Raw genomic sequence first — 24,097 nt, forward strand, 5'->3', positions numbered from 1 at the left:
TCAGTGCGCGAAGTGGCGGGTGCCGGTCAGGTAGAGCGTGATGCCGGCGGCGCGGGCCGCGTCGATCACTTCCTCGTCGCGCACGGAGCCGCCGGGCTGCACCACGGCGGTGACGCCGGCGTCGATGAGGATCTGCAGGCCGTCGGCGAAGGGGAAGAAGGCGTCGGAGGCGGCCACGGCGCCGCGCGCCCGCTCCGGGGCGGCCGCGTCGGCCTGGCCGCGCGCGCCCCCCACGCCGGCCTCCGCGGCGGCGTCCCCGGTGGTGCGGGCCCCCAGGGTGTTGGCGCGCTCCACCGCCAGGCGGCAGGAGTCCACGCGGTTGACCTGGCCCATGCCGATCCCGACGGTGGCACCGTCCTTGGCCAGCAGGATCGCGTTGGAGCGCACCGCGCGCACGGAGCGCCACGCGAACTCCAGGTCCGCCAGCGTGGCCGCGTCGGCGGCCTCGCCTGCGGCCAGGGTCCAGTTGGCGGGCGCGTCGCCCTCGGCGTCGATCACGTCCACGGCCTGGGCTAGCAGGCCACCGGAGATCGGCTTGACCTCCACGCCGCCGCGCACCGGGTTGCCCACCTCGAGCAGGCGCAGGTTCTTCTTGGCGGACAGCACCTCCAGGGCGGCGGGCTCGAAGCCGGGGGCGGCGATCACCTCGGTGAACACGCCCACCACCTGCTGCGCCATCTGGGCGGTGACCACCCGGTTGGTGGCGATAACGCCGCCGAACGCGGAGACCGGGTCGCAGGCGTGGGCCTTGACGTAGGCCTCCTCGATGGTCTCCCCCACGGCCAGGCCGCACGGGTTGGCGTGCTTGATGATCGCCACGCAGGGGCGCTCGTGGTCGTAGGCGGCCCGCACCGCGGCGTCGGTGTCGGTGTAGTTGTTGAAGCTCATCTCCTTGCCCTGGAGCTGCTTGGCACCGGCCACGCCGACCCCTGCGGTGCCGTCCTCGTCGACGATCACCCACGCGGCCTGGTGCGGGTTCTCGCCGTAGCGCAGAGCGCGGGCCTCTCCCCCGTCCTCGGTGATGACGCGAACCAGCTCCTCCAGCTCGCCGGCCGCCTCGGCAGCGTCGTCCACGCCCTCGCCTAGCTCCTCCTCCAGCTGCTGGGCCAGGTAGGCGGAGACGGCGGCGTCGTAAGTAGCGGTGTGGGTGAAGGCCTCCAGGGCCAGCTCGCGTCGCTGCAGGAAGGTGAAGCCCTCGCCGGCGGCGGCAGCGGCCACCTCCTCGTAGCGGGCCGGGTCCACCACGATCGCCACGGACGGGTGGTTCTTGGCGGCGGCGCGCACCATGGTGGGCCCGCCGATGTCGATCTGCTCCACGCAGGCGTCGTAGCCGGCGCCGCTGGCCACGGTCTGGGTGAAGGGGTAGAGGTTTACCACCACCAGGTCGAAGGCCGCGATGCCGAGGTCGGCGAGCTGGGTGACGTGGTCGTCCTTGCGGCGGTCGGCCAGGATGCCGGCGTGGACGGCCGGGTGCAGGGTCTTGACGCGGCCCTCCAGGCACTCGGGGAAGCCGGTGACCTGCTCCACGGGCGTGACGGGAACGCCGGCGCCGGCCAGCGTGGCGGCGGTGGAGCCGGTGGAGACGATCTCCACCCCGGCGGCGGCCAGCGCCTGGCCCAGCTCTACCAGGCCGGTCTTGTCGTAGACGGAGATGAGGGCGCGGCGCAGCGGCAGCACGTCCAGTTGGCGGGTGGGGGCAGTAACTTCCATGACTCTCCTTGCGTGTAGAGCCGGGCGCCCAGGCGGGCGACGCCCTTGCGGCAGTCTCTTGGCCACTCCCCGGTAGTGCCCTACCTGCGCCAGTTGTAGCCGCCGCCAGTCTACTAGCCGCACCCTGTTACGGCACCGCGCGGATTGGCCCGGCCGGGTGGACGACGCTGCCGCCCCGCGCCCGGCTCAGGCGGCCGTTGCGTGGCCGACCGGTTGGGCGACGCCGCCGCCCCGCGCCCGGCTAGTGCCGCTCGTGCGCGGCGGGCCAGGTGGACTCGTCCAGGCTCCCGCTGGCCGCGATGGCCGCCACGCAGCGCACCAGCTGGGCGCGCTCGGCCACCTTGATCCGTTCGGTGAGGCGGTCGACGTCGTCTCCGGGCAGCACCGGCACGGCCACCTGGGCCAGGATCCGGCCGGTGTCCACGCCCTCGTCCACCACGAACAGGGTGGCGCCGGCCAGCTTCACGCCGTAGGCAAGGGCGTCGGCCGGCCCGCTCACCCCGGGGAAGGCCGGCAGGAGCGAGTTGTGCGTGTTGAGGGTGGCCCCGCCGAAGCGGGCCAGGAATGCCCGCCCCAGCAGCTTGAGGAAGCCGACGCTCACCACCAGGTCCGGCTCCCATTCGGCCACCGCCTCGGTGAGGGCGGCGTCCCAGTCGGCGCGCTGCGGGTAGTCCCCCAGCCGCACCACGGCGGTGGGCACGCCGGCGGTCGCGGCGATCTCCAGGGCGCCCACTCCGGCTCGATCCGTGGCCAGGCCCACCACCTCCATGTTCGGGTCGGTGGCTGCGGCGGCGATCAGGTCGCGCGCGTTGGAGCCGCCGCCGGAGGCCAGCAGGGCGATGCGCAGCGGTCCGCCGGTGGGGCGCAGGTTGTTCGTCATTCCTTCTCCTGGCTAGGACGGGGGCGACCGGGGTTCTTGGGGCGGACCGGGCCGGAGGCCCGGCCGGGCGAGCGGAGGGGTGCGCGAGCGGCACTGACCTTACCCGGTGCGCCGGCCCGCCCGGTCCCCGCCGGCGCGGTGGGGCTACCCGGACGCCCGGGGGCGGGGGCGGCCCCGGCCTTGTCGGCCCCGGGAGCGGGGGCGGCCCCGGCCTTGTCGGCCGCAGGCATGCCGGCCCCGGCGCCCGTCTTGTCGGAACGCGACAGGTCCCGCGCCGCCTGCATGGCCACGGTGGCCGTCACCTTGCCGACCGAGCGGGCGTGCCCCATGGCCTTGGCCCCGACGTTGGCCGCCTCCCGGGCCGAGCCCACCAGGGCCAGCCGCACCAGCGGCCAAACCTGCGGGTGGGAGACGGCGTAGGCAGGCACGAACGCGAGCAGCAGGAAAACGGAGATGCCGGCAGCCTGCCCGGCCGGGACGGGACCGGCGGATGCGAAGACCGGGGCCGTCCCGAGGGCGCCCCGGGCCAGGACAAACAGGAGGCTAACACCGACGGTGGCCACCGCCGCGATGGCTGCACCGTGCAGCAGTTGCAGCACCAGCGCCCAGCCGCCGCTGCGCCAGGTAATGGGCTTGCGCCGCGCCATCCACCAGCCCAGCGCCGCGAGCAGCGCGCCGGGGGCGAGCAGCAGCGCCCAGCCCGGGCTCACCACCGGCACGCCCGAGAGGAAGGGCATGGCGGGCTGCACCGAGGGGATGAATCCCTCCAGTGAGTACAGGGAGGTCTGGTCCAGGCGGAAACCGGAGCCGAACAGCCAGGCCACGCCCCACAGGCCGAGGGTGGGCAGCCAGAACAGGAACACCGCGCCCACGGCCAGCCAGCCGACCGCGCCCAGCTGCACCTCGGCTCCCATGGCCCAGATGGAACGCCAACGCACCGCCGCGCTCACCACCATCACCAGGGTTCCCGCCGCCCAGAGGGCCGCCAGCACCGCGCTCGCGCCGGTCAGCAGGTGGGCCAGTTGCCGCAGCAGGCTGGCCCCCACCTGGCGGAGGCGGGCGGCGCCGTCCCGGCCGCCGGCGCGCGCAGCGGGCCGCGCCTGCCGGCGCTTGGCGCCGCGCTGGCGCAGGTTGTTTCGCAGCTCGCTGTCTCGCAGCAGGCAGAGCAGGGCCACCAGGGCGGCCACCGCCACGGCGCCCCGGATCGCCTGCAGGCGCGCGGCCATGCCCGCCGCCAGGGCCGTCAGGGTGGCGACGGACCCGATGTTCGCCGCCACCGCCGCGCCCAGCGTGGGCAGCGTTGCCACGTGCGCCCGCCTGATCGCCAGGTAGGCGATCGCCGCGAACAGCGCGGTCAGGCCCAGCGGGACCGGCAGGGTCAGCCCGTGCACGGTGGCGCCGAATCCGGCGGCCCACCAGCGTGTGCCCTCGTCCAGCGCGTCGGTCCAGTTCAGGGCCGCGAAGGCGCTTCGCTCACGCTGGCTGGCGAAGATGCCGATGGCGATCGCCACCACCAGCGCCCACGGCAGCACTGCGGCCTCTATGCCGGCCAGGATGGATCGGCTGATCGAGGCCGGCAGGTAGACGCGCTCGGTCTTTTTCCTGTCCGACGCCGCCTTGCGCGCCTTCTTCTTGCCGGCCACCGCGTGCAGCGGCGCGGCCCCGCCGCGCTCTGCGTCCGCGCCGGCCTCGGCGGCGGGCTCGCCCCCGCCTTCGTCGGGGGCGGTGGCGTCCTGACTCGCCTCGGGTTCCTGGGTGGACGTCTCCTCTACTACCGGCGCGGCATCCTGCTCTCCCACCCCGGCGCTGCCGAACTCCTCGGTCGCCTCGGGCAGCTCGGCTCGCTCGGGAAGCTCCGGCGCCTCGGCGGAGGCGGTGTCCTGCGCAGCTGCAGCGCCCTCGCCGACCGCCGCGCCCTCGTCGGCCGCCGCGTCCGGCTGCCCCGCCTGGGGCGCTCGCGCTGCGCCCGACCGGGCAGGCTCGTCGGCGGTGCCGGCGGCTTCCCGCCCGGTCCCGTCCCGACCGGCGCCTTCCTCAGCTTCGATCTGCTGGCCCTGCACACCTTCGGCCCGACCGCGTTCGGCCTGACCGCCTTCGTCCTCCCCGCGCTCGTTCGCTCCCGGCGCGGCGTCGCCCGCTTCGGCCCCGTCCCGCTCGCCGCTGCTCGGGCCGTCCTTCTCTAGGGGCTGCGCGCCCAGGGACGGCTCGCCGCAGGCCCCCATGGCCTCTAGCGCCTCCACGGGCAGGGCGCCCAGGACGGGGGTCTCCATCTCGTCGGCGCTGAGTTCCCGCTTCGGGTGGGCCGCCTGGTCCCGGTCGGTACCGGCGGGAACTGCGGGGTCTGAAGAACGCTGAGAGTCAGGCACGTTATCCATGGTGCCGCATGACCCGGCCCGCCCGTCCCCTCCACGCCGAGGAGCGGGCACAAAGGTAGCGGGTGGGGTGGCTGAAATCAGCCGCCCCACCCGCGTTCGGCCCCCGCGAGGACCCGCCCGCCACTACAGCCCGAGCGCCTGGCGGGCCAGCAGGGCGGTCTGGGAGGGGGTGCGCCCCACCTGCACGCCCACGGCCTCCAGGGCCACCTTCTTGGCCTCCGCAGTGCCGGACGAGCCGGTCACGATCGCCCCCGCGTGCCCCATCGTCTTGCCCTCCGGGGCGGTGAAGCCCGCAACGTAGGCCACCACGGGCTTGGTGACGTGCTCGGCGATGTAGGCCGCGGCCCGCTCCTCCGCGTCGCCACCGATCTCACCGATCATCACGATCGCGTCCGTGTCCGGGTCCGCCTGGAACGCCGCCAGCGCGTCGATGTGCGTGGTGCCCACCACCGGGTCGCCGCCGATGCCGATGCAGGTGGTGAAGCCGATGTCGCGCAGCTCGTGCATGAGCTGGTAGGTCAGGGTGCCGGACTTGGACACCAGGCCCAGCCGCCCCGGCCCGGTGATGTCGGGCGGGGTGATGCCCACGTTGGACTGGCCGGGGCTGATGATGCCCGGGCAGTTCGGCCCGATCAGGCGCACCCCGGCCGCCCGCGCGGCGGCCACGAACTCGGTGGAGTCGCGCACCGGGATGCCCTCGGTGATCACCACGATCAGTTCCACCCCCGCCTCCACGGCCTCCAGCACCGCCGCCTTGGCGAAGGCCGGCGGCACGAAGACCACAGACACGTTGGCTCCGGTCGCCTCCTTCGCGGCGGCCACCGTGCCGTAGACCGGCACCTCGACGGCGCCGGCGGTAACGTCGTGCGCCCCAAAACCCAGGGGGGCGACCTCGAAAGTCACGCTAGTGCCCGCCTTGCGCGGGTTGACGCCCGCCACCACGGCCGTGCCGGCGCTGAGCATGCGGCGGGTGTGCTTCTGGCCCTCGCTGCCGGTCATGCCCTGCACGATCACGCGGGAGTTCTTGTCCAGGAAAATCGCCATCGCGCTGCCCCTTACTTAGCCTTGGCGGCGGCCAGCGCGGCGGCCCCGTCCATCGTCTCTACTACCGACACCAGCGGGTGGTTGGCCTGCGCCAGGATCGCCCGACCGGCCTCCACGTTGTTCCCGTCCAGGCGCACCACCAGCGGCTTGGTGGCCGCCTCCCCCAGCAGCTCCAGCGCGCGCACGATGCCCTGCGCCACCGCGTCGCAGGCCGTGATGCCACCGAAGACGTTGACAAACACGCTGCGCACCTGCGGGTCGCCCAGGATGATCTCCAGGCCCGCCGCCATCACCTCAGCCGACGCGCCGCCCCCGATGTCCAGGAAGTTCGCCGGGCGCACCCCGTGCTCCTGCCCGGCGTAGGCCACCACGTCCAAGGTGGACATGACCAGGCCGGCGCCGTTGCCGATGATCCCCACCTCGCCCTCCAGGCGCACGTAGTTGAGCCCGGCCTCCTTGGCGCGCAGCTCCAGCGGGTCGGCGTCCTCCTTGACCACCAGCTCGGCGTGCTCGGGGTGGCGGAAGGCGGCGTTGTCGTCCAACGTCACCTTGCCGTCCAGGGCGATGATCTCCCCGCTCGGGGTCTTCACCAGCGGGTTGACCTCCACCAGGGTGGCGTCCTCCGCCTCGAACACCTCCCCCAGCCGCAGCAGCACCGGCACGATCGCCTCCGCCTCCTCGCCGCTGAAGCCCGCAGCCGCCAGCAGCTCCGCCGCCTTCTGCTCGGTGAAACCCTCCAGTGGGTCGATCCCCAGCTTGGCCAGCGCCTCCGGGCGCTGCGCCGCCAGCGTCTCGATCTCCATGCCGCCCTCACGCGAACACATGGCCAGGTACTGGCGGTTGGAGCGGTCCAGCAGCAGGGAGAAGTAGTACTCCTCCGCGATGTCAGCCGCCGCCGCGATCATGACGCGGTGCACCTTGTGCCCCTTGATGTCCATGCCGTGGATGGCGCGGGTGTGCTCCAGCGCCTCCTGCGGGCTGTGGGCCAGCTTCACGCCGCCGGCCTTGCCGCGTCCGCCCGTCTTGACCTGGGCCTTGACCACTAGCAGCCCCTGCGGCAGCGACGCCACCGCCTCTAGCGCCTGCTCCGGTTCGGTGACCACCACCGCCGGCAGGACCGGGACCTGGTGCTTGGCGAACAGTTCACGGGCTTGGTATTCGAAAAGATCCACGCTGAGCCTTTCTCACGGTGCGCCTGTGAGCGCGACCACCATGCTACCGGGACACAAGTCCTAGCGGGCAACATTTTTGCCCCAAAAGCTTCGCCCCGTGGACGACGTTGCCGCCCGCCTCCCCCAACGCTTCACCGCCCCGCGTGGCGGCCGAGACCCCAAAGGGGCGCGGGCGGGACGTCGGCCCCAAAAAGCACCCCGCAGGCGGGCCGCCCGTTGCGCTGGCCGTGAATTGCCCCCACCGGGCCACCCGAACAAGGTGACGCCCGTCGCACAAGCCAGGCAAAATGGGGCCAGCAGGAAAGGAAAGGTGCGCCATGACCACTGAATCCACCCCCATCACCCCGAACGCCGCCCCCGCAGGCGGGGAGGCAAGTCCCGCCCAGCCCCGCATCGGCATCCTCACCTCCGGCGGCGACGCCCAAGGCATGAACGCCGCCGTACGCGCCGTGGTGCGCACAGCGCTGCGCATGGGCGCCCAGCCCTACGCGGTCAGGGAAGGCTGGCAGGGAGCCGTGGATGGCGGCGACGGCATCCAGAAGCTCGAATGGGAATCCGTCGGCTCCATCCTCCACAAGGGCGGCACCATCATCGGCACCGCCCGCTGCGCCGACTTCCGCGAGCGCTGGGGCATGCGGGCGGCGGCCAAGAACTTCCTGGAGCACGGCATCGACCGCCTGGTCGTGATCGGTGGCGACGGCTCCCTCACCGGCACCGAGGAGTTCCGCCGCGCCTGGCCCTCCCTGCTGGAGGAGCTGGTGGAGGCCGGGGAGATCACCCCCGAGGTGCGCGACGCCCACCCCGAGCTGACCATCGCCGGCCTGGTGGGCTCCATCGACAACGACATGGTGGGCACCGACATGACCATCGGCGCCGACTCCGCGCTGCACCGCATCGTGGACGCCATCGACGACATCTCCGCCACCGCCGCCTCCCACCAGCGCACCTTCATCATCGAGGTGATGGGCCGCCACTGCGGCTACCTGGCCCTGATGGCGGCCGTGGCCGGCGGCTGCGACTACGTGCTCATTCCCGAAAACCCGCCCGCAGACGGGTGGGAGGACCACATGGTGGAGCTGCTGCGCAACGGCCGCGCCCAGGGGCGGCGCGACTCCCTCATCATCGTGGCCGAGGGCGCCAAGGACCGCAGCGGCAACCCGATCACCTCCCAACAGGTCCAGACGGCCATCAAGGAGCGCATGGGCGAGTCCGCGCGCATCACCATCCTGGGCCACGTGCAGCGCGGTGGTGCCCCCTCCGCCTACGACCGCTGGATGTCCACCCTGCTCGGCTACGCCGCCGCGCAGGAGGTGATCCAGGACAGCGACGGCCACGCCACCCAGGTGCTGGGCGTGCGCCGCAACCGAATCGCCCTGTTGCCGTTGACCGCCACGGTGGGCGCCACCCGGGCCGTCAAGGGCATGGTGGACGAGGGCCGCTACGACCAGGCGATCGCGGCCCGCGGCCGCTCCTTCGGCGAGATGGTCAAGATCTTCAGCGCCCTGGCCACCCCGCCGGGCACGCCGCAGGATGCCGCCGTGTTCGCCGACCACGCCTGGCCCGCCGACCCGGTCACCGTCACCGGCCCCGACGGCACAGAGCGCGCCCCGCGCGTGGCGATCCTGCACGTGGGCGGCCTGGCCCCCGGCATGAACTCCGCGGCCCGCGCCGTCACCCGCTTGGGCCTGCACCGGGGCATGAAGATGCTGGGCGTGCGCGGCTCCTTCAAGGGCCTGATCGACGGGCGCATCTCCGAGCTCGGCTGGGGCGAGGTGGACGCCTGGGTGGGCGACGGCGGTGCCGAGCTGGGCACCCGCCGGCCCGTGCCGCCCGAGGAGCACCTCTACTCCCTGGGACGCGCCATCGAGCAGCACCAGATCGACGCGATCGTCCTGATCGGCGGTTTCAACGCCTACCTGAGCGCGCGCCTGATCTCTAAGGAGCAGTCCCGCTACCCGGCCTTCAGGCTGCCGATCGTGGTGGTGCCGGCCTCCATCGACAACAACCTGCCCGGTTCCGAGCTGTGCATCGGCGCCGACACGGCCCTGAACAAGGCCGTGGAGGCCCTGGACATGATCCGCCAGTCCGCCTCCGCCTCCAAGCGCTGCTTCGTGGTGGAGACCATGGGTAGGCGCTGCGGCTACCTGGCCTACATGTCCGGCCTGGCCACGGGCGCCGAGAAGGTCTACCTGCAAGAGGAGGGCATCACGCTGGCGGACCTGAAGCGGGACACCGACGCGATGATCACCTCCTTCAAGGAGGGCAGGCGCCTGTTCCTGGCCATCCGCAACGAGCAGGCCAGCGAGCTGTACACCACCGACTTCCTGGCCCGCCTGTTCGCTGAGGAAGGCAAGGGGCTCTACGACGTGCGCCAGAACGTGCTGGGCCACATCCAGCAGGGCGGCAACCCCACCCCCTTCGACCGCCTGCTGGCCACGCGCCTGAGCTACTACGCCCTCAAGGACGTGGTGGAGCAGCTGCGCTCCGGGCGCGGGGAGGTCCGCTACGTGGGCCTAGTGGGCTCCAAGATGTCCACGGCGGAGATCGAGGAGATGGACCGGGTGGTGGACCTGGACATGCGCCGCCCCAAGGAGCAGTGGTGGATGAACCTGCGCACCGTCTCTGCGGTGGTGAGCGACCGGCTCTCCGACGCTTCAGTGGCCCGGGTGGAGGTGCTGCGCGCGGACGCCGAACGCACGGTCAACGACCAGGATTAGCTGCAGGACGTGAAACTGCGGGTTTCACGGACCGGGTGAACGGGGCGGCGAGAGCGATCTCGCCGCCCCGGCCCGCTTAGGACCGCAACGTCTTGCACCCGGCGGGCGACGACGTCGCCCCACCGCCCCCTGCCCCGCCCTGGACCGCTATATCGTTGCCTCCATGGCCGTGACGCTGCGCCCCCTCACCACCGCGGACCGCGAACTCCTGCGCACCGCGTGTGTTTTCAACATCAACTGGCCCGGCGAACGATTCACCTTCGCCGATCTCGATGGCTACCCCGGGCTCTCCCACTACGTCCAGCTGGCGCCGGAACGGGGCGACTTTGGCGTCGTTGCGGAGCAGGGCGGCAACTGCGTTGGAGTTGCCTGGCTGCTCTTCCTGGACTCCTCCGACCCCGGGTATGGCTACGTGGCGGACGGCATTCCCGAGCTCGGCATCACGGTGTGGACCGGCTACCGCCGCAAGGGCATCGGCAGGCAGATGCTGCAGGCCCTTATCGACGAGGCACGCTCGCGGGGGATACGGGAAATCAGCCTCTCTGTGGAGGACGGCAATCCCTCCGTTCTCCTGTACACCGCCTTTGGGTTCAAGCCAGTCCCCGATGCTCCTGCGGAGGGCACCTACTCGCTCCCCCTCTGACCTCGCGACCGATTGAGGGGATACGCGACCGATTGAGGGCTTACCCGACCGATTGAGGGGTTATACGACCGATTGAGGGGTTACCCGGTCGGGTAACCCCTCGGGAGGTGCACCAAGCCCTCAACTGGTGCACCAAGCCCTCAACTGGTGCACCAAGCCCTCGACGATTCGCGCAGTAACCCAAAGCCTAGCCCCGGCCTCCCTGACCCGCAGACCTGCGGTGCCCAAACCTACGAACCTACGACCCTCGGCGCCGCAGACCCGCAGCGCCGCAGACCCGCGCGCCCGCGAACCTGGCCGCGCTTCCCCTCAATGCCATCTATCACTAAGGTATCCCTTCGTTAGGCAAGCCTGACCTATGTCATTGATGGGTGGAGGGACCATGAGCACGGAAACATCAGCAAAGACCGTCCAGGACGCGGCGCACGAGCCCGTGGTGCGCACCTCGAAGCAGGGCGGCCTGCGAGACTCCGTGCTTGGCACCCGCAACCTGATGACGGTCGCCGCACTCGGCGTGGTGGGCTCGCTGCTGGTGGTGCCCCTGTCCCTGGTGGGACACTCGGCAGCCACCAGCCCCAAGAACGTCATCGTGCTGTGCTCCCTCATGGGCGCCTGGTTCATCGCCTACGCCCTGCCCGGGGTGATCGTGCGCAAGCCGGGCGCGTTCATGGTGGGCGGCCTGATCATGGGCATCATCTCTTCCTTTGCCACCCCGCTCGGCTTTGGCGCCCTGCCGGGCAACCTGGTCGGCGCGGCCTTCGTCGAGTTCCCCTTCCTCGTTCTCCTCTACCGCAAGTGGAACTGGTGGGTCTACGCCATCGGCGCCACCATCTTCGGCGGCCTGAACTCCACGGCCTACACCACCGCCATGGGCGTGGCAATGACCCCGCTCCAGGCCACTGCCGCCGTCGCGGCCGCGATGACCTCCACCTACATCGGCTTGGCCGCCTGCTTTGGCCTTAGGCGGGCGCTGGCCCGGACCGGGGTCGGGATCGCCAAGTGAGCTCCCCTGCCCTGGTGGAGGCGGCCAGCCTGCAGGTGCGCTATCACGCCCGCAAGGAGTGGGTGCCGCGCCACCCCCAGAGCCTGGAGTTGCAGCCGGGACGCACCACGCTCCTGGTGGGCCCCAGCGGCTGCGGCAAGTCCACCCTCACGTTGACGCTCAACGGCCTGGTTCCCCACTCGGTTCCCTCCGACTACCGGGGCTCCGTGCTGGTGGCCGGCGCCGAGGTGGCTGACGCCCCGCTCTCGGAGCTGGCGGCCCGCACCGCCATGGTGATGCAGGACCCGGATACCCAGATCGTCACCGACAGCGTGTGGGGCGAGGTCTGCTACGCCCTGCAAAACGTGCGGCTACCGCGTGAGGAGATCGTCGAACGGGCCAAGGCGGCGCTCGACGCCCTGGACCTGACCCACCTGGCCACCACGGACCCGTGGCTGCTCTCCGGCGGGCAGCGTCAGCGGGTCTTGCTTGCCGCCGCCCTGGCGCAGCGGCCCCAGCTGCTGGTGCTGGACGAGCCCACCGCGAACCTTGACCCCGCCGCCGCCCAGCAGTTCTACGCCCACCTGCCGGCCCTGAAGGAGGCGGGTACCGCGATCCTGATCGTGGAGCACAACCTGGACCACCTGATCGGAGCCGTGGACCAGGTGATCGCCCTGGCCAAGAACGGACAGGTGCTGGCCACCGGCACCCCGGCCCAGGTCTTTGGCGCCCACGCCGCCCTGCTGGAGGAGGCCGGGATTCGCCTGCCCACCGCCACCCGCGTCGGCCTGCGCCTTGGCATTACCCCCCTGCCGCTCACATTGGCCGACGTCGCCGCCCCACCCTCCGCCCAGCAGCCGCCCCTCGAGGAGGGCAGTACGGGCGGGGCCGCCCCGCTGCAGGCAGGGGCGAAGGTGACGGCCCGCGCAACGTCGTCCACCCCACAACTGGCCGCACCAGCGGCTGGCGGCGTCGAGCCGAAGGTGGGCGCAACGTCGTCCACGCCGGGGGTGGCGACGGTGGAGGCGCGCGGCCTGTCGGTCACGTTGGGCGGCGCGGCCGTGCTGGCAGACGTGGACTTTGCCGCCTACCCCGGCGAAATCCTGGCGGTGCTCGGGGTCAACGGCTCCGGCAAGTCCACGCTGCTGCGCGCGCTGGTGGGACTGCAGCGCTTCCAGGCGGAGTCCTTCGCGTTCGAGGGCAGGCCGATCCGCCGCCCGCGCGTCCACCCCCTGGCCACCCTGGTCACCCAGAACCCGGAGCACCAGTTCGTGCGCCACACGGTGCGCGCCGAGCTCGCCCACAGCCTGCGCCTGGCCCGCCGCCCGGAGGCGGAGATCGAGGAGCGCGTGGCAGCGCTCATGGCGGAGTTCGGGCTGGTCGAGCTCGCGGAAGTCCACCCGTTCACGCTCTCCGGCGGGGAGAAGCGCAGGCTGTCGGTCGCGGCCGCGCTGGCCCTGCCCCGCAAGGTGCTCTACCTGGACGAGCCCACCTTCGGGCAGGACGCCCGCAACGCCGAACGCCTCATGGCGCACATGCGCACGCTGGCGAACCAGGGCACCGCCGTGGTGCTGGCCAGCCACGACCTGGAACTGGTGGCCCAACACTCAGACCGCGTCCTGCTACTGCGCGACGGGCGGGTGGCCGCAACCGGTCAAACCCGCCAGGTCCTCACCGACACCGCCACGCTGGCGTCCGCCGGGCTGCCTGCGACGGAGCTGACCCGGGTGGGGGCCGCGCTGCGAGCTGGCGGGCTGCTTGGGGGCGAGCACGGCGGCGATAGCGCCTGGCTGACCTGGCGCGACGTGCCGGCGCGGGCGGGCTCCCCCGCGCACGAGCGCGCGCGGGCGCAAGCGGCCGAGCCCGAACAGGGACGCGTGCCGGCGCGGGAGGGATGCAAGTGAACGCGCAGGTGACGCTTCCGAACCGGACTGCGGCGGCCCCAACGCTGCCGCTGCAGCTCCCGCCGCCACCCGAACGGCCGCCCGCACTGGCCGGTCGCCTCGACTTCAACCCGCTCTCGCCGTTCGTGGCGATCATGCCACTGACCGTGGTGTCAGCCTCCAGCCTGAACCTGCGCATCCCGGCCGTCATCGCCGCGTTGGCCGCACTGGCCGCGCTCGCCGTGCAGCCCAAGCGGGCGGCGGTGATCGTGCCGATCGTCGCAGCGGCCTGCGCCGTGCTCACCCTGGGCCTGGCCGTCGCCGTGGACCCCACGGCCGGCAAAACCACCCCGGTGGACCTCGGCTTCCTGCACCTGACCGAGGGGCAACTCCACACGGGCGCCCAACTGGGGCTGCGCCTAGCCGCAGTGATCTACCTGGTCATCACCACCGGCCTGCTGGCCGCCCCCAGCCAGATCGTCATCGCCAGCGTCAACCACCTGCGCGTGCCGCTGCGCATCGCCGGCGCCGCCCTGGCGGCCCTCAGCTTCGTCAAGGTGCTGCGCAGCCAGCACCGCGCGATCAGGCAGGCCCACCTGCTGCGCGGCTCCAAGCTGGACGTGCCCGTGCTTGGACCCCTGGCCCGCTGGTTCGGCTCCGCCCCGGCGCTCGTGGCGGCGGCCGTCCGCCACGCCGAGCGGGTCTCCATGTCCATGGACGCCCGCTCCTTCGGGGCCCATCCCAGGCGCACCGAGTTCTACACCCCGGTCTGGCGAATCCGGGACACGCTGCTGGTCGTCCTGCTCTGGGCGGCCGGGGCGGTGGCCATCCGCCTGGCCTGGAACCACGGCTTCACCCTATTCCCCGAGCTCTCCCGATAGGAGACCCATGGCAACCGAACCAACAGTGCCCACGGCGCCCGGCGCGGCGGCGGACGCGGAGGTGACGCAGGTAGAAAGGCCCACGCCGGCTGGCGGGGCGGCGGAGCTTGCGCAGCCCACCGCGCCCGGCGGGGCGGCCGGCGGAGCGTCGTACAAAACAGGTGAGCAGGCAGCCGGCCACGGCGACCAAGGCGACCAGGCAGCCGGCCACGGCGACCAAGGCGACCAGGCAGCCGGCCACGGCGACGGGAAGCCGGACGGCAAACCGAAGGGCGCCCTCCAGGATCTGCTGGAGCCAGTGCGCAAGCAGATGGGCCTGTCCATGGCGCTCGGCTTCCTCGCCGCAGCGTTCGGGCTGGTGCCCGTCGTGGCGCTGACCTACCTGGCGGAGCGGGCCGTGGCCGGTACCGCCACCCCCACCGTGGCGTGGACTGCCCTGGCGCTCACCGCAGCCGGCTTCATCCTGTCCCACCTGCTCCACGGCGGCGCCACCGGCTTCGTGCACAGGGTAGAAAGCGCCTACCGGCACCAGCTGCGCTCGCGCATCCTGCGCCACCTGGCCCGCCTGCCCCTCGGGTGGCACAACGAGGAATCCTCCGGGCGGATGCGCACCCTCGTCACCGAGGACGTCACCCGCATCCACACGATCATCGCCCACTTCGGCCCCGACCTGGGCCTGGGCATCGGCACCCCGCTGCTGGGGCTCGCCTTCCTGTTCACCCGCTCCTGGCTGTTCGCCGTCATCCTGCTGATCTGGGAGGCGCTGGTCGTACTGGGCTACTTCCTGCTCAGCCGGGCCAGCCGCTCCACCCTGGCGGAGGAGTACATGGACGCGGAGAAGAACCTGACGGCCGCCACCGTGGAACTCAGCGACGGCATCGCCACCGTCAAGGCCTTCGGCCGCACCCAGGCCGAATACTCGCGCTTCGAGGCCGCCGTAGACCGCTACACCGGGCTCGCCTACGAGTACATGAAGAGCCTGGGCACCGCCACCGCCGTCTTCTCCGCGTTCCTGGCCCCCGCCGCCCTCCTGCTGCCCGTCGCCGTGGCCGGCTTCTTCCTGGCCCGCGGCGGGCTGATCGAACCCGTCACCATCCTGCCCTTCGCGCTCGTGGGAATCAGCCTGACCACCGGGTTGAACAACATGGTGATGGTGGCCCACATGCTGTGGCAGGGCCGCGACTCCGCCGAGCGCATCCACGCCCTGCTCCAGCTGCCCCAGCTGCCCGAGCCCACCTCCCCCCAGGCCATCGCGCGCACCCGCGACGGCGTGGCCCTGGACTTCGAGCACGTCTGCTTCCGCTACGAGGCCGATGGCGTGCTTGCGCTGGACGACGTTACCGCCCACCTGCCCGCCGGGAGCGTGACCGCCGTGGTGGGCCCGTCCGGGTCCGGCAAGTCGACGCTGGTGCGCCTCCTTGCCCGCTTCTGGGACGTGAGCGACGGGGCGGTGAAGGTGGGTGGCGTGGACGTGCGCGACGCCGCCACCACCGACCTGCTTTCCACCATGGGGGTGGTGCTGCAGGAGGGCGGGATCCTGCACGACACCGTGGAGGCGAACATCGCCCTGGCCCGGCCCGGTGCGAGCCGGGCGGAGATCGAGCAGGCGGCCCGCATGGCCCTGATCCACGACCGCATCTGCGAGCTGGCAGATGGATACAACACGGTGCTCGGGGACGAGGGCGGTCATCTTTCGGGCGGGGAGCGCCAGCGCATCGCCCTGGCGCGGATCTTCCTGGCCGATTCCCCCGTGATCCTCTTGGACGAGGCCACCGCTCAGGCCGACCCGCACTCGGAGCGCCTGATCCAGGAGGCCCTGGCCCGGCTGGCCCAGGGCCGCACCGTGGTGGTGATCGCCCACCGGCTATCCACCATCCGGGACGTCGATCAGATCCTGGTGTTGGACGGCGGGCGCCTGGTTGAGCAGGGCACCCACGCCGAGCTCGCGAGCGCGGGCGGCACCTACCAGCAGATGTGGGAGGCACAGCAGTGATTAAGCGACTTCTTTCCCTTCTGGAAGACCCGGCCGGTTTCCGGTTGATGCTGTGGGCGCACGCGGTGGCGGGCTTCTTCCAGGGGATCAGCCTGGCCTTCCTGGTGCCGTTCCTGCGGCACGTGCTGCGCGGGGACTTCTCCGCGCCCGCGTGGTGGTGGCTGGGCGTGATCGTGGCCTGCGCCCTGATCTCGCTGGGCTTCAGTTCGTGGGCGTTCATCCGGGCGTTCGCCGTGTCCTCTTACGACGTGTGCGGCACCCTGGTGCGCAAGGTGGGCGAGCGCATCCGCGTCCTGCCGCTGGGCTGGTTCGACGCCAGCACGGCGGGCCGCGTCACTACCGCCACCACCACGAGCCTGAGCCAGCTCTCCCACCTGCCCTCCATGGTGTTGCCGCAGGTGACTTCCATGACCGCGAGCGCGGTGGCAATCCTGGGTGCCACGGTGTTCTTCGACTGGCGGATCGGGGCGGCGATGGCGTTGGCACTGCCGGTGGCGTGGATTTCCTTGCGCTGGCTGGCGCGAGCCACGCGGGCGGAGCACGAGGCCAAGGAGAAGGCGATGCACACCTTGTCCTCTCGCCTGATCGAGTTCTCCCAGCTGCAGCCGGTGCTACGGGCCACCGGCCAGTGCCAGGAGGGGTGGGGACACCTGGAGGATTCCCTGGCCGCCGATCACGTGGCCACCGACCGGGCCGGGGACGCCAAGATTCCGCCCGGTTCACTGTTCCACGCCGGGGTGCAGGGGGCGTTGCTGCTCGCCCTGGGCGTTGCCATCCACCTGCTGCTCGGGGGCCAGCTGGAGCCGGAGGTGTTCGTGGCTCTTTCGCTGATGGCTGCCCGTTTCGTGGAGCCGGTGGGCATGCTGGCCCTGTTCATCGACCCCATCAACGAGGACCAGGTGGCGTTGGACCACATCTGTTCCATCACGGATGCGCCGACGCTGCCGGAGGCGCAGTCTCCGGCCTGGCAGGTGGCGCCGCGCTCTGTGCAGGTGGAAGTACGCGACGTGACCTTCGGTTACCAGGCGGGCAAGCCGGTGTTGCGGGACGTGAACCTGAGCCTGCCTGCGGGCACGGTCACGGCCGTGGTGGGACCCTCCGGGTCCGGCAAGTCCACGCTGGCCCGCCTGGTGGCCCGCTTCTGGGATGTGGAGGCGGGCAGCGTGCTGGTGGACGGGGTGGACGTGCGCGACGTTCCCACCGACCAGCTGATGGAGCTTACCTCGATGGTGTTCCAGGACGTCTACCTGTTCGACACGACGATCGAGGAGAACGTGCGCATCGGCCGCCACGACGCCAGCCTCGAGGACGTGCACCGGGCCGCCGAGCGCGCCGGCCTGACCGAGGTGGTGGAGCGGCTACCGCAGGGCTGGCAGACCCGCGTGGGTGAGGGAGGTAAGTCCCTCTCCGGTGGTGAGCGCCAGCGGGTGGCCCTGGCCCGCGCCTTCCTGAAGGACGCGCCGATCCTGCTGCTGGACGAGGTGACGAGCGCGCTGGACGGCGTGAACGAGGCCGCCGTGACGGCGGCGCTGGAGGACCTCTCGCGGGGCCGGACGGTGCTTGTGATCGCCCACCGCCTGTCCACGATCCGCAGCGCGGATCGGATCGCGGTGATCGCCGACGGGACGGTGGAGGCGGTGGGGACGCACGACGAGCTCTACGCGGCGGGCGGCACCTACCGGCAGTTCTGGGACGACCAGAGCGCGGTGTCCAGGTGGCGTCTCCCCCACGGCGGCGGCGTGCCGGGCGGCGAGAGCTAGTCCCGGAGCGCCGCCCAGTAAAGGCGGGAATGGCTTGAAACGTACGCAGCCTCACACGCCGCGAATAGATCACAGAACGGGAAATAGCCTGGGGCGCTCACTAGCATTGGGGAGCGATGAGCAAGAACACGAAGTTGAAGTGGGTCATTGGCTCCGCGGCGGGCCTGGCTCTCCTGGCAACGGGCGCCGCCACCGGCTACGCCCTCTACTACGCCGATCGGGCGCTTCCCAACACCACCGTGGCAGGTCAGCCTGTCGCGGGCATGGGACGCGGCGAGATCGTGGCGTTGGTGGAGCGCATGGCCGGTCAGACCGAGGTGACGAGCGTGGTCAACGGGCAGGCGTCCGTGGCCAGCCTGGCCGACCTGGGCGTGAGCGTGGACGCACGCGCCACTGCGGACGCCGCGCTGGCGCCGTCTGACTCGGTGATCGACCGTTTCACCGCCCTGTTCTCCAGCAACAACGTTGTTCCGCGCGCCACCCGGGACCAGGGGGTGCTGGATGCGTATTCGGCGAACCTGGCCCGCGCGGCCGGGCCCGTGGTGAAGGATGCCGAGGTGAAGCTGGAGGGCACGTCGTTCGTGGCCGTGCCGGGCGAGGTGGGCACCCAGGTGGACCTGACCGCCCTGGCGGCCACCGTCGATTCGGCCATCAACACGCTGTCCAAGCAGTCCGTTGATCTGCCCGTTTCCCAGGTGGAGCCGAGCTTTACCACGGCTAACGCGGAGGCTGCCGCGCAGGCGGCCAACGACATGGTGGCGCTGAAGGTCTCCATCACTGACGGCATCGACGACTTCAGTCCCTCCCTGGAGGACAAGGTCAAGTGGGTCTCCTTCAAGGACGCTGCCGGCCAGCAGAGCGCACCCACGCTGGACCCTGCCAAGGTGGGCGCGTGGGTGAACGAGCTGGCCAAGACCACCAACGTTGAGCCCACCCCGGGGATCAGCAACGTGGACGGCTCCGGCCGCGTCCTGGTGGAGGCCAAGCCGGGCAAGAAGGGCTTCGCGGTCAACAACGCTGAGGCCGTCGCCAAGGAGCTCACTGCGGCCCTGACCGCCGGGCGCGACTACGAGGGCGACTTCGACTACGACGAGGTGGCTCCTCCCACCGAGACCCGCCCGGCCCTGGCCGGCTACGAGAACTACGCCTACCCCGCCGCCGCGGGCGAGAAGTGGGTGGACGTGGACCTGACCCGCAACACGCTGACCGCCTACGAGGGGCAGTCCGTGGCGCACGGCCCGATCGCCATCAACCACGGCGCGCCCGGTAACGAGACGGTCACCGGTACCTACCACGTCTACTTGAAGTACAACAAGCAGGACATGGGCTGCACCCCGGACTGGCCCTACTGCGCCAAGGACGTGCCGTGGGTGGTCTACTTCCACGGTTCCTACGCGATCCACGGCGCGCCGTGGGTGGATGAGTTCGGGCGCGGCTCCGTGGGCGGCTCGCACGGTTGCGTGAACCTGCCTGTGCCGGAGGCGCAGTGGGTGCACTCGTGGACCGAGCTGGGCACCCCGGTGGTCTCGCACTACTGAGCATTACCAAAGCGAGGTTGGGGGCGCCAGGCAGAATGCCTGGCGCCCCCAACGCTTGTTTTGCAGCGCCTACGGCCGCAGGTTGACCTCAGCCGGCGCGGCCTCCACGACCACAAGCTTGGTGAGGTTCTGCTCGGTGCGGACGGACATCACCACGCCCACGGCCTCGTCCGTGCACGCCTGGGTGGGCTCGTCTCTCAGGTGGCCCTCGATGAGAGCCAGGCGCAGCACCCCGTCGCCCTCCTCCACGGCCAGCCGGTTGCCGTAGCAGCCCCTGGTGCCGCTCACGCCGTGGACGCGCAGCTCGTGTTCTCCCACCACCTCCAGGGCGTACCACTGGCGCACGCTCTCGTTGTAGAGCACCTCCGTGGGCGGCGTGAGCGGGGAGTCGCGCCACGCCTCATCGCTGTGGGGGCCGTAGAACTGCCCCACCTGCAGGCCGGTGTAGTACTCCACGGGCTCCCCGTTCACATCCACCACGCTCGGGGCCGGGGACTCCGCCGTGGTGGGGGTCTTGAACGGGGTCTCGAAGGGGTGTGCTGCCGGCACGCTCTGGCTCGCCACCGGGCGCTGCCCGATCGTGGGCGGGGAGCTCTCCGCCTCGGGTTCCTGCCCCGGCTGCGAGGTGCAGGCCGCCAGCCCCAGGGCTACGAGGTAGGCGCAGCCCGCGCCCACCCACTTCTTGGTCTTCTTCATTTGTCTCACACCCCTTTTCGCAGGAATACGTCGTCTGCAGCGGCCTCCACCACCACGATCTTGGTGAGGTCCTGTTCGGTCTTTACCGACATCACCACGCCGACGCCCTCGGCAGTGCACGCGTGGGTGGGCTCGTCTCTCAGGTAGCCATCAACGAGAGCCAGGCGCAGCACTCCGTCGCCCTCCTCCACGGCCAGCCGGTTGCCGTAGCAGCCCCTGGTGCCGCTCAAGCCGTGGACGCGCAGCTCGTGTTCGCTGACCACTTCCAGATAGTCCCACTGCATCACGCTCTCGTCGTAGAGGATCTCGGTGGGCGGCGTGAGCGGGGGTTTGGTCCATGAGGTCTCCGCGTGGGGGCCGTAGAACTGCCCCACCTGCAGGCCGGTGTAGTACTCCACCGGTTCCCCGTTCACATCCACCACGCTCGGGGCCGGGGACTCGGCCGTGGTGGGGGTCTTGAACGGGGTCTCGAAGGGCTGTGCTGCCGGCACGCTCTGGCTGGCCACTGGGCGGGGCCCGGTGACGGGCGGGGCGCTGCCGGTGGCACCGGGCTGGGTGGTGCCGGAGCAGCCAGCTAGGGTGAGGGCCGCTAGCGCGCTGCCGACTATCCACGCGATTGATCGCTTGGTCTTCATGATCGTCGTCCTTCCAATTGCCATTCGGCGCTTTGGAGGGAAAGCGCTCACTCTCAACCTAACCGACAGGGCCCCACCCGACCACAGCAGGCGTTGCCACCTCACAATTTGAGACCGAATTGTGGCCAACGTCGGCCTCACACCGGTCTCCTCACCGATGCCGCCCTCCCCCGCACCGGGGCGGGCTTAGAGCTTGGTGAGTACCTTCAGGCGCAGGAGCAGGCGCTTGATGGAGCCCGCCCCGAAGTCCACCTTGGCGATGGCACTGCGCCCGGTGCCTTCGATGGACAGGATCGTGCCCATCCCGAAGGAGTCGTGGGAGACGCGGTCGCCCACGCGCAGCGGCGCGCCCTCGGCGTCCACGATCTCGCCGGTGTCGTCCGTCGCCCCGGCGGCCTTCGCTGCGGCCACGCCCACTCCGAGCGGGCCCACGGGGCCGCCGCTGCGGGCGTGCCCGCCGCCGATCGGGGTGCCGAAGTCGTCGTCGTAGCTGCCGCGTCGCGAATACCCACCAGAGCGCCTACCACCGCCAGAGCCATACCCGCCGCCAGCGCCGTAACCGCCGCGCCCGCCGCCGTAGCCAGAGCCGTAGCCGGAGCCACTGCCCCACGAGTCGTAGCTGGAGCGGTAGGTTTCCACCGCTGCGGCCTCCCGCCGCACGTCGAGCAGGTCGGCGGGCACGTCGTCCAAGAAGCGGGAGGCGGGCAGGGCGCTAGAGCCACCGAAGGCGTTGCGCACCGCCGCGCGCGTCAGGTAGAGGCGCTGGCGGGCGCGGGTGAGGGCCACGTAGGCCAGGCGGCGTTCCTCGGCCAGGTCGGCCTCCGCGCTCAGGGACCGCTGGTGGGGGAAGGTGCCGTCCTCCATTCCGGTAACGAAGACCACCGGGAACTCCAGGCCCTTGGCGGTGTGGACGGTCATCAAGGTGACCTCGCCGTCGCCCTCGTCGGGCAGCTGGTCGGAGTCCGCCACCAGGGAGATGCGTTCCAGGAAGTCGAACAGGGAGCCGTCTGGCTCGCTCTCGTCGTACGAGCGCGCCACGGCGTGGAGTTCGGCCAGGTTATCCACGCGGGAGAGGTCCTGCGGGTCCTTGGACTCGCGCAGCTCGGCCAGGTAGCCGGTCTTGTCCAGCACGGCGTCCACCACGTCCGCCACTGCTGCCCCGCGCGCCAGTTCCCGCAGCTCCTCCAGCAGGGCGTCGAAGGCCGCCAGCTGGGTGCGGGCACGCGTGGCCAGGCTCTCCACGTACGGCGCCTCCCGGCCGACGCTCACCCCGCTGCCCGGCTGGTCGGCCAGCACCCCGCTGCTCGGCTGGTCAGCCAGCACCCCGCTGCTCGGCTGGTCAGCCAGCACCTCGCCGCCCCCGGCCAGCACCGCGCTGACCTCCGCCCGCCCGACGGCGTGGGCAAGGGCCTGCCCAAAGCTCACCCCGTGGGCCTCGGCGTGCACCACCAGCGCGGACTCTGCCTTGTCCCCGAGCCCGCGGCGCGGCACGTTCAGGATGCGCCGCAGGTTCACCGAGTCGTCCGGGTTGACCAGCACGCGCAGGTAGGCCACGGCGTCCTTGATCTCGCGGCGCTCGTAGAAGCGAGTGCCGCCCACCACCCGGTAGGGGATGCCGGAGCGCACCAGCACGTCCTCCAGGGCCCGCGACTGGGCGTTGGTGCGGTAGAAGACGGCCACGTCCCCGTAGCCGATCCCGTCGGAGGCGCGCAGCGCGTCGATCTCGTCGATCACGAAGCGGGCCTCGTCGTAGTCGCTGTCGGCCGCGTAGTAGACGATCTTCGCCCCCGCCCCGCTGTCGGTCCACAGCTTCTTCGGGCGGCGGCCGGTATTGCGGGCGATCACCGCGTTGGCGGCCCCCAGGATGTTGTTGGTGGAGCGGTAGTTCTGCTCCAGCAGGATCGTGCGGGCGCTCGAGTAGTCCTGCTCGAACTCCTCGATGTTGCGGATGGTGGCGCCCCGGAAGGCATAGATGGACTGGTCGGAGTCGCCCACCACGGTCAGTTCGCTGGGCGGCAGGGCCCCGTCCCCCGCGTCCGCCTCCTGGCCACCCACCAGCTCACGGATGAGGACGTATTGGGCGTGGTTGGTGTCCTGGTACTCGTCCACCAGCACGTGCCGAAAGCGCCTGCGGTAGTTCTCCGCGATAGCGGGGTGCTGCTGGAAGAGGCGGACGGTACGCATGATGATGTCGTCGAAGTCCAGCGCCTGGGCCTCCCGCAGGCGGGTGGCGTAGGCGGCGTAGACGCGCGCCAGGTGCTCTTCGAAGGGGTTGTTGGCCGCCGCCGTTTGGGCGAACTCCTCCGGGCCGATCAGCTCGTTTTTCAGGTCGCTGATCCGCCGCGCGAAGGCCTTGGGGGCAAAGCGCTTGGGGTCCAGGCCCAGCTGCTTGACGATCTGCCCCACCAGCCGCTGGGAGTCCTGGGCGTCGTAGATGGAGAACGTGGACTTCAGCCCGGCGGCCTTGTACTCGCGCCGCAGGATGCGCACGCAGGCGGAGTGGAAGGTGAATACCCACATGTGCCGCGCGGAGGGCCCCACCAGGGCGGCGGTGCGTTCCCGCATTTCCGCAGCGGCCTTGTTGGTGAAGGTGATGGCCAGGATCTCGCTGGCGCGCGCCCGCCCCGAGGCGATGAGGTGGGCGATGCGGTGGGTGAGTACCCGGGTCTTGCCCGAGCCCGCGCCGGCGATGATGAGCAGCGGGCTGCCTCCGTGCAGCACCGCCTCCCGCTGCGGCGGGTTCAGGCCGACGGTCAGGTCCACGCCGTTGTTGGCCGACGTTCCGCCCGCCGCCACGCCGAATCCCGCCGCCCGGAGCTCCCGCCCGGGCACGCCGGCCACCTCGGGCCAGTCGTCGTCATCCAGCGTCGCCGCAAGCGGCGTGAGGGCGGCCGCCGCTCCCAGCGGGTCGCCCACGGGGGCGGCGGGTGGGGCGTCGTCCCAGTCCTCGGCGAATAGCGGCAGCGCGGGCAGGGCGAAGGCACCCGAGGTGTCGTTGCCGTGCGGCTCAGCGAAAGTACCCATAGGCAAGAAGGCTAGCGCCCCGCCGGAGCGCTCCCAATCATCGCTGCGAGCCCGTGTGGGCCTGGAGCTGCATCTTTCCGCATCCTGGCAGGGCCGACGAGCAGGTCAGCGGTTACGGCCTCCAGCACGCTATTTGGGGTTCACCCCCTTAAGCGTGGCGCCCC

The 24,097-nt window shown here is 71.4% G+C and carries 16 protein-coding genes; 8 read left to right on the forward strand and 8 right to left on the reverse strand.

The window, feature by feature from the left end; all coding sequences use genetic code 11:
* The 5 genes from purH to sucC all read right to left on the reverse strand — a co-directional run bounded on the left by purH (position 1) and on the right by sucC (position 7,181).
* Positions 1-1,710: a bifunctional phosphoribosylaminoimidazolecarboxamide formyltransferase/IMP cyclohydrolase gene (gene purH / locus ABYF38_RS02960; RefSeq protein WP_371152644.1), complete on the reverse strand. Its 1,710-nt coding sequence runs from the start codon at positions 1,708-1,710 to the stop codon at positions 1-3.
* A 241-nt stretch (positions 1,711-1,951) separates the two neighbouring features.
* Positions 1,952-2,590, reverse strand: coding sequence for a phosphoribosylglycinamide formyltransferase (purN, locus tag ABYF38_RS02965; RefSeq protein ID WP_371152645.1), 639 nt, complete (start codon positions 2,588-2,590; stop codon positions 1,952-1,954).
* The gene (locus ABYF38_RS02970; protein ID WP_371152646.1) at positions 2,587-4,956 is read right to left on the reverse strand and encodes a DUF6350 family protein; all 2,370 of its coding nucleotides are present in this window, start codon (positions 4,954-4,956) and stop codon (positions 2,587-2,589) included. The genes purN and ABYF38_RS02970 overlap by 4 nt, the downstream gene beginning before the upstream one ends.
* Positions 4,957-5,088: 132 nt before the next feature.
* On the reverse strand, positions 5,089-6,009 hold the full coding sequence (gene sucD / locus ABYF38_RS02975) for a succinate--CoA ligase subunit alpha (protein ID WP_371152647.1): 921 nt from the start codon (positions 6,007-6,009) through the stop codon (positions 5,089-5,091).
* An 11-nt stretch (positions 6,010-6,020) separates the two neighbouring features.
* A complete protein-coding gene (gene sucC / locus ABYF38_RS02980; protein WP_371152649.1) occupies positions 6,021-7,181 on the reverse strand; it encodes an ADP-forming succinate--CoA ligase subunit beta in 1,161 nt (386 codons plus the stop codon).
* Positions 7,182-7,498: 317 nt separating this feature from the next.
* Between sucC and ABYF38_RS02985 the strand changes: the two genes are divergently transcribed.
* The 8 genes from ABYF38_RS02985 to ABYF38_RS03020 all read left to right on the forward strand — a co-directional run bounded on the left by ABYF38_RS02985 (position 7,499) and on the right by ABYF38_RS03020 (position 19,578).
* Positions 7,499-9,898: a 6-phosphofructokinase gene (locus ABYF38_RS02985; RefSeq protein ID WP_371152650.1), complete on the forward strand. Its 2,400-nt coding sequence runs from the start codon at positions 7,499-7,501 to the stop codon at positions 9,896-9,898.
* 163 nt (positions 9,899-10,061) lie between these two features.
* Entirely contained in the window at positions 10,062-10,541 is a 480-nt protein-coding gene (locus ABYF38_RS02990) for a GNAT family N-acetyltransferase (protein ID WP_371152651.1), read from the forward strand.
* A gap of 382 nt (positions 10,542-10,923) precedes the next feature.
* The gene (locus ABYF38_RS02995; RefSeq protein ID WP_371152652.1) at positions 10,924-11,544 is read left to right on the forward strand and encodes an ECF transporter S component; all 621 of its coding nucleotides are present in this window, start codon (positions 10,924-10,926) and stop codon (positions 11,542-11,544) included.
* Positions 11,541-13,427 carry an ABC transporter ATP-binding protein gene (locus tag ABYF38_RS03000; protein WP_371152653.1) on the forward strand — a complete coding sequence of 629 codons (1,887 nt, stop codon included), beginning with the start codon at positions 11,541-11,543 and terminating at the stop codon, positions 13,425-13,427. The genes ABYF38_RS02995 and ABYF38_RS03000 overlap by 4 nt, the downstream gene beginning before the upstream one ends.
* Positions 13,424-14,287 (forward strand): energy-coupling factor transporter transmembrane component T, encoded by an 864-nt coding sequence (locus tag ABYF38_RS03005; RefSeq protein ID WP_371152654.1) that lies wholly within the window; start codon positions 13,424-13,426, stop codon positions 14,285-14,287. The genes ABYF38_RS03000 and ABYF38_RS03005 overlap by 4 nt, the downstream gene beginning before the upstream one ends.
* A gap of 7 nt (positions 14,288-14,294) precedes the next feature.
* Positions 14,295-16,280: an ABC transporter ATP-binding protein gene (locus ABYF38_RS03010; protein ID WP_371152655.1), complete on the forward strand. Its 1,986-nt coding sequence runs from the start codon at positions 14,295-14,297 to the stop codon at positions 16,278-16,280.
* Positions 16,277-18,040 (forward strand): ABC transporter ATP-binding protein, encoded by a 1,764-nt coding sequence (locus tag ABYF38_RS03015; RefSeq protein ID WP_371152656.1) that lies wholly within the window; start codon positions 16,277-16,279, stop codon positions 18,038-18,040. The genes ABYF38_RS03010 and ABYF38_RS03015 overlap by 4 nt, the downstream gene beginning before the upstream one ends.
* A 116-nt stretch (positions 18,041-18,156) precedes the next feature.
* A complete protein-coding gene (locus tag ABYF38_RS03020) occupies positions 18,157-19,578 on the forward strand; it encodes a L,D-transpeptidase family protein (protein ID WP_371152657.1) in 1,422 nt (473 codons plus the stop codon).
* A 69-nt stretch (positions 19,579-19,647) separates the two neighbouring features.
* Here ABYF38_RS03020 and ABYF38_RS03025 read toward each other — a convergent pair whose 3' ends face one another.
* The 3 genes from ABYF38_RS03025 to ABYF38_RS03035 form a co-directional block, all read right to left on the reverse strand.
* Entirely contained in the window at positions 19,648-20,274 is a 627-nt protein-coding gene (locus ABYF38_RS03025) for a hypothetical protein (protein ID WP_371152658.1), read from the reverse strand.
* A 5-nt stretch (positions 20,275-20,279) separates the two neighbouring features.
* Entirely contained in the window at positions 20,280-20,909 is a 630-nt protein-coding gene (locus ABYF38_RS03030) for a hypothetical protein (protein WP_371152659.1), read from the reverse strand.
* Between the two features lie 186 nt (positions 20,910-21,095).
* Positions 21,096-23,933 carry an ATP-dependent helicase gene (locus tag ABYF38_RS03035; protein ID WP_371152660.1) on the reverse strand — a complete coding sequence of 946 codons (2,838 nt, stop codon included), beginning with the start codon at positions 23,931-23,933 and terminating at the stop codon, positions 21,096-21,098.
* Positions 23,934-24,097 lie beyond the last annotated feature (164 nt).

This window comes from Buchananella sp. 14KM1171, from assembly GCF_041380365.1.
Classification (GTDB): Bacteria; Actinomycetota; Actinomycetes; order Actinomycetales; family Actinomycetaceae; genus Buchananella; species Buchananella felis.

What these genes read in the sequence shown, in the direction of transcription:
- purH (WP_371152644.1), bottom strand. Translation starts at nt 1,710, where the DNA reads ATGGAAGTTACTGCCCCCACCCGCCAACTGGACGTGCTGCCGCTGCGC.
- purN (WP_371152645.1), bottom strand. Translation starts at nt 2,590, where the DNA reads ATGACGAACAACCTGCGCCCCACCGGCGGACCGCTGCGCATCGCCCTG.
- sucD (WP_371152647.1), bottom strand. Translation starts at nt 6,009, where the DNA reads ATGGCGATTTTCCTGGACAAGAACTCCCGCGTGATCGTGCAGGGCATG.
- ABYF38_RS02985 (WP_371152650.1), top strand. Translation starts at nt 7,499, where the DNA reads ATGACCACTGAATCCACCCCCATCACCCCGAACGCCGCCCCCGCAGGC.
- ABYF38_RS02990 (WP_371152651.1), top strand. Translation starts at nt 10,062, where the DNA reads ATGGCCGTGACGCTGCGCCCCCTCACCACCGCGGACCGCGAACTCCTG.
- ABYF38_RS02995 (WP_371152652.1), top strand. Translation starts at nt 10,924, where the DNA reads ATGAGCACGGAAACATCAGCAAAGACCGTCCAGGACGCGGCGCACGAG.
- ABYF38_RS03010 (WP_371152655.1), top strand. Translation starts at nt 14,295, where the DNA reads ATGGCAACCGAACCAACAGTGCCCACGGCGCCCGGCGCGGCGGCGGAC.
- ABYF38_RS03020 (WP_371152657.1), top strand. Translation starts at nt 18,157, where the DNA reads ATGAGCAAGAACACGAAGTTGAAGTGGGTCATTGGCTCCGCGGCGGGC.
- ABYF38_RS03025 (WP_371152658.1), bottom strand. Translation starts at nt 20,274, where the DNA reads ATGAAGAAGACCAAGAAGTGGGTGGGCGCGGGCTGCGCCTACCTCGTA.
- ABYF38_RS03030 (WP_371152659.1), bottom strand. Translation starts at nt 20,909, where the DNA reads ATGAAGACCAAGCGATCAATCGCGTGGATAGTCGGCAGCGCGCTAGCG.
- ABYF38_RS03035 (WP_371152660.1), bottom strand. Translation starts at nt 23,933, where the DNA reads ATGGGTACTTTCGCTGAGCCGCACGGCAACGACACCTCGGGTGCCTTC.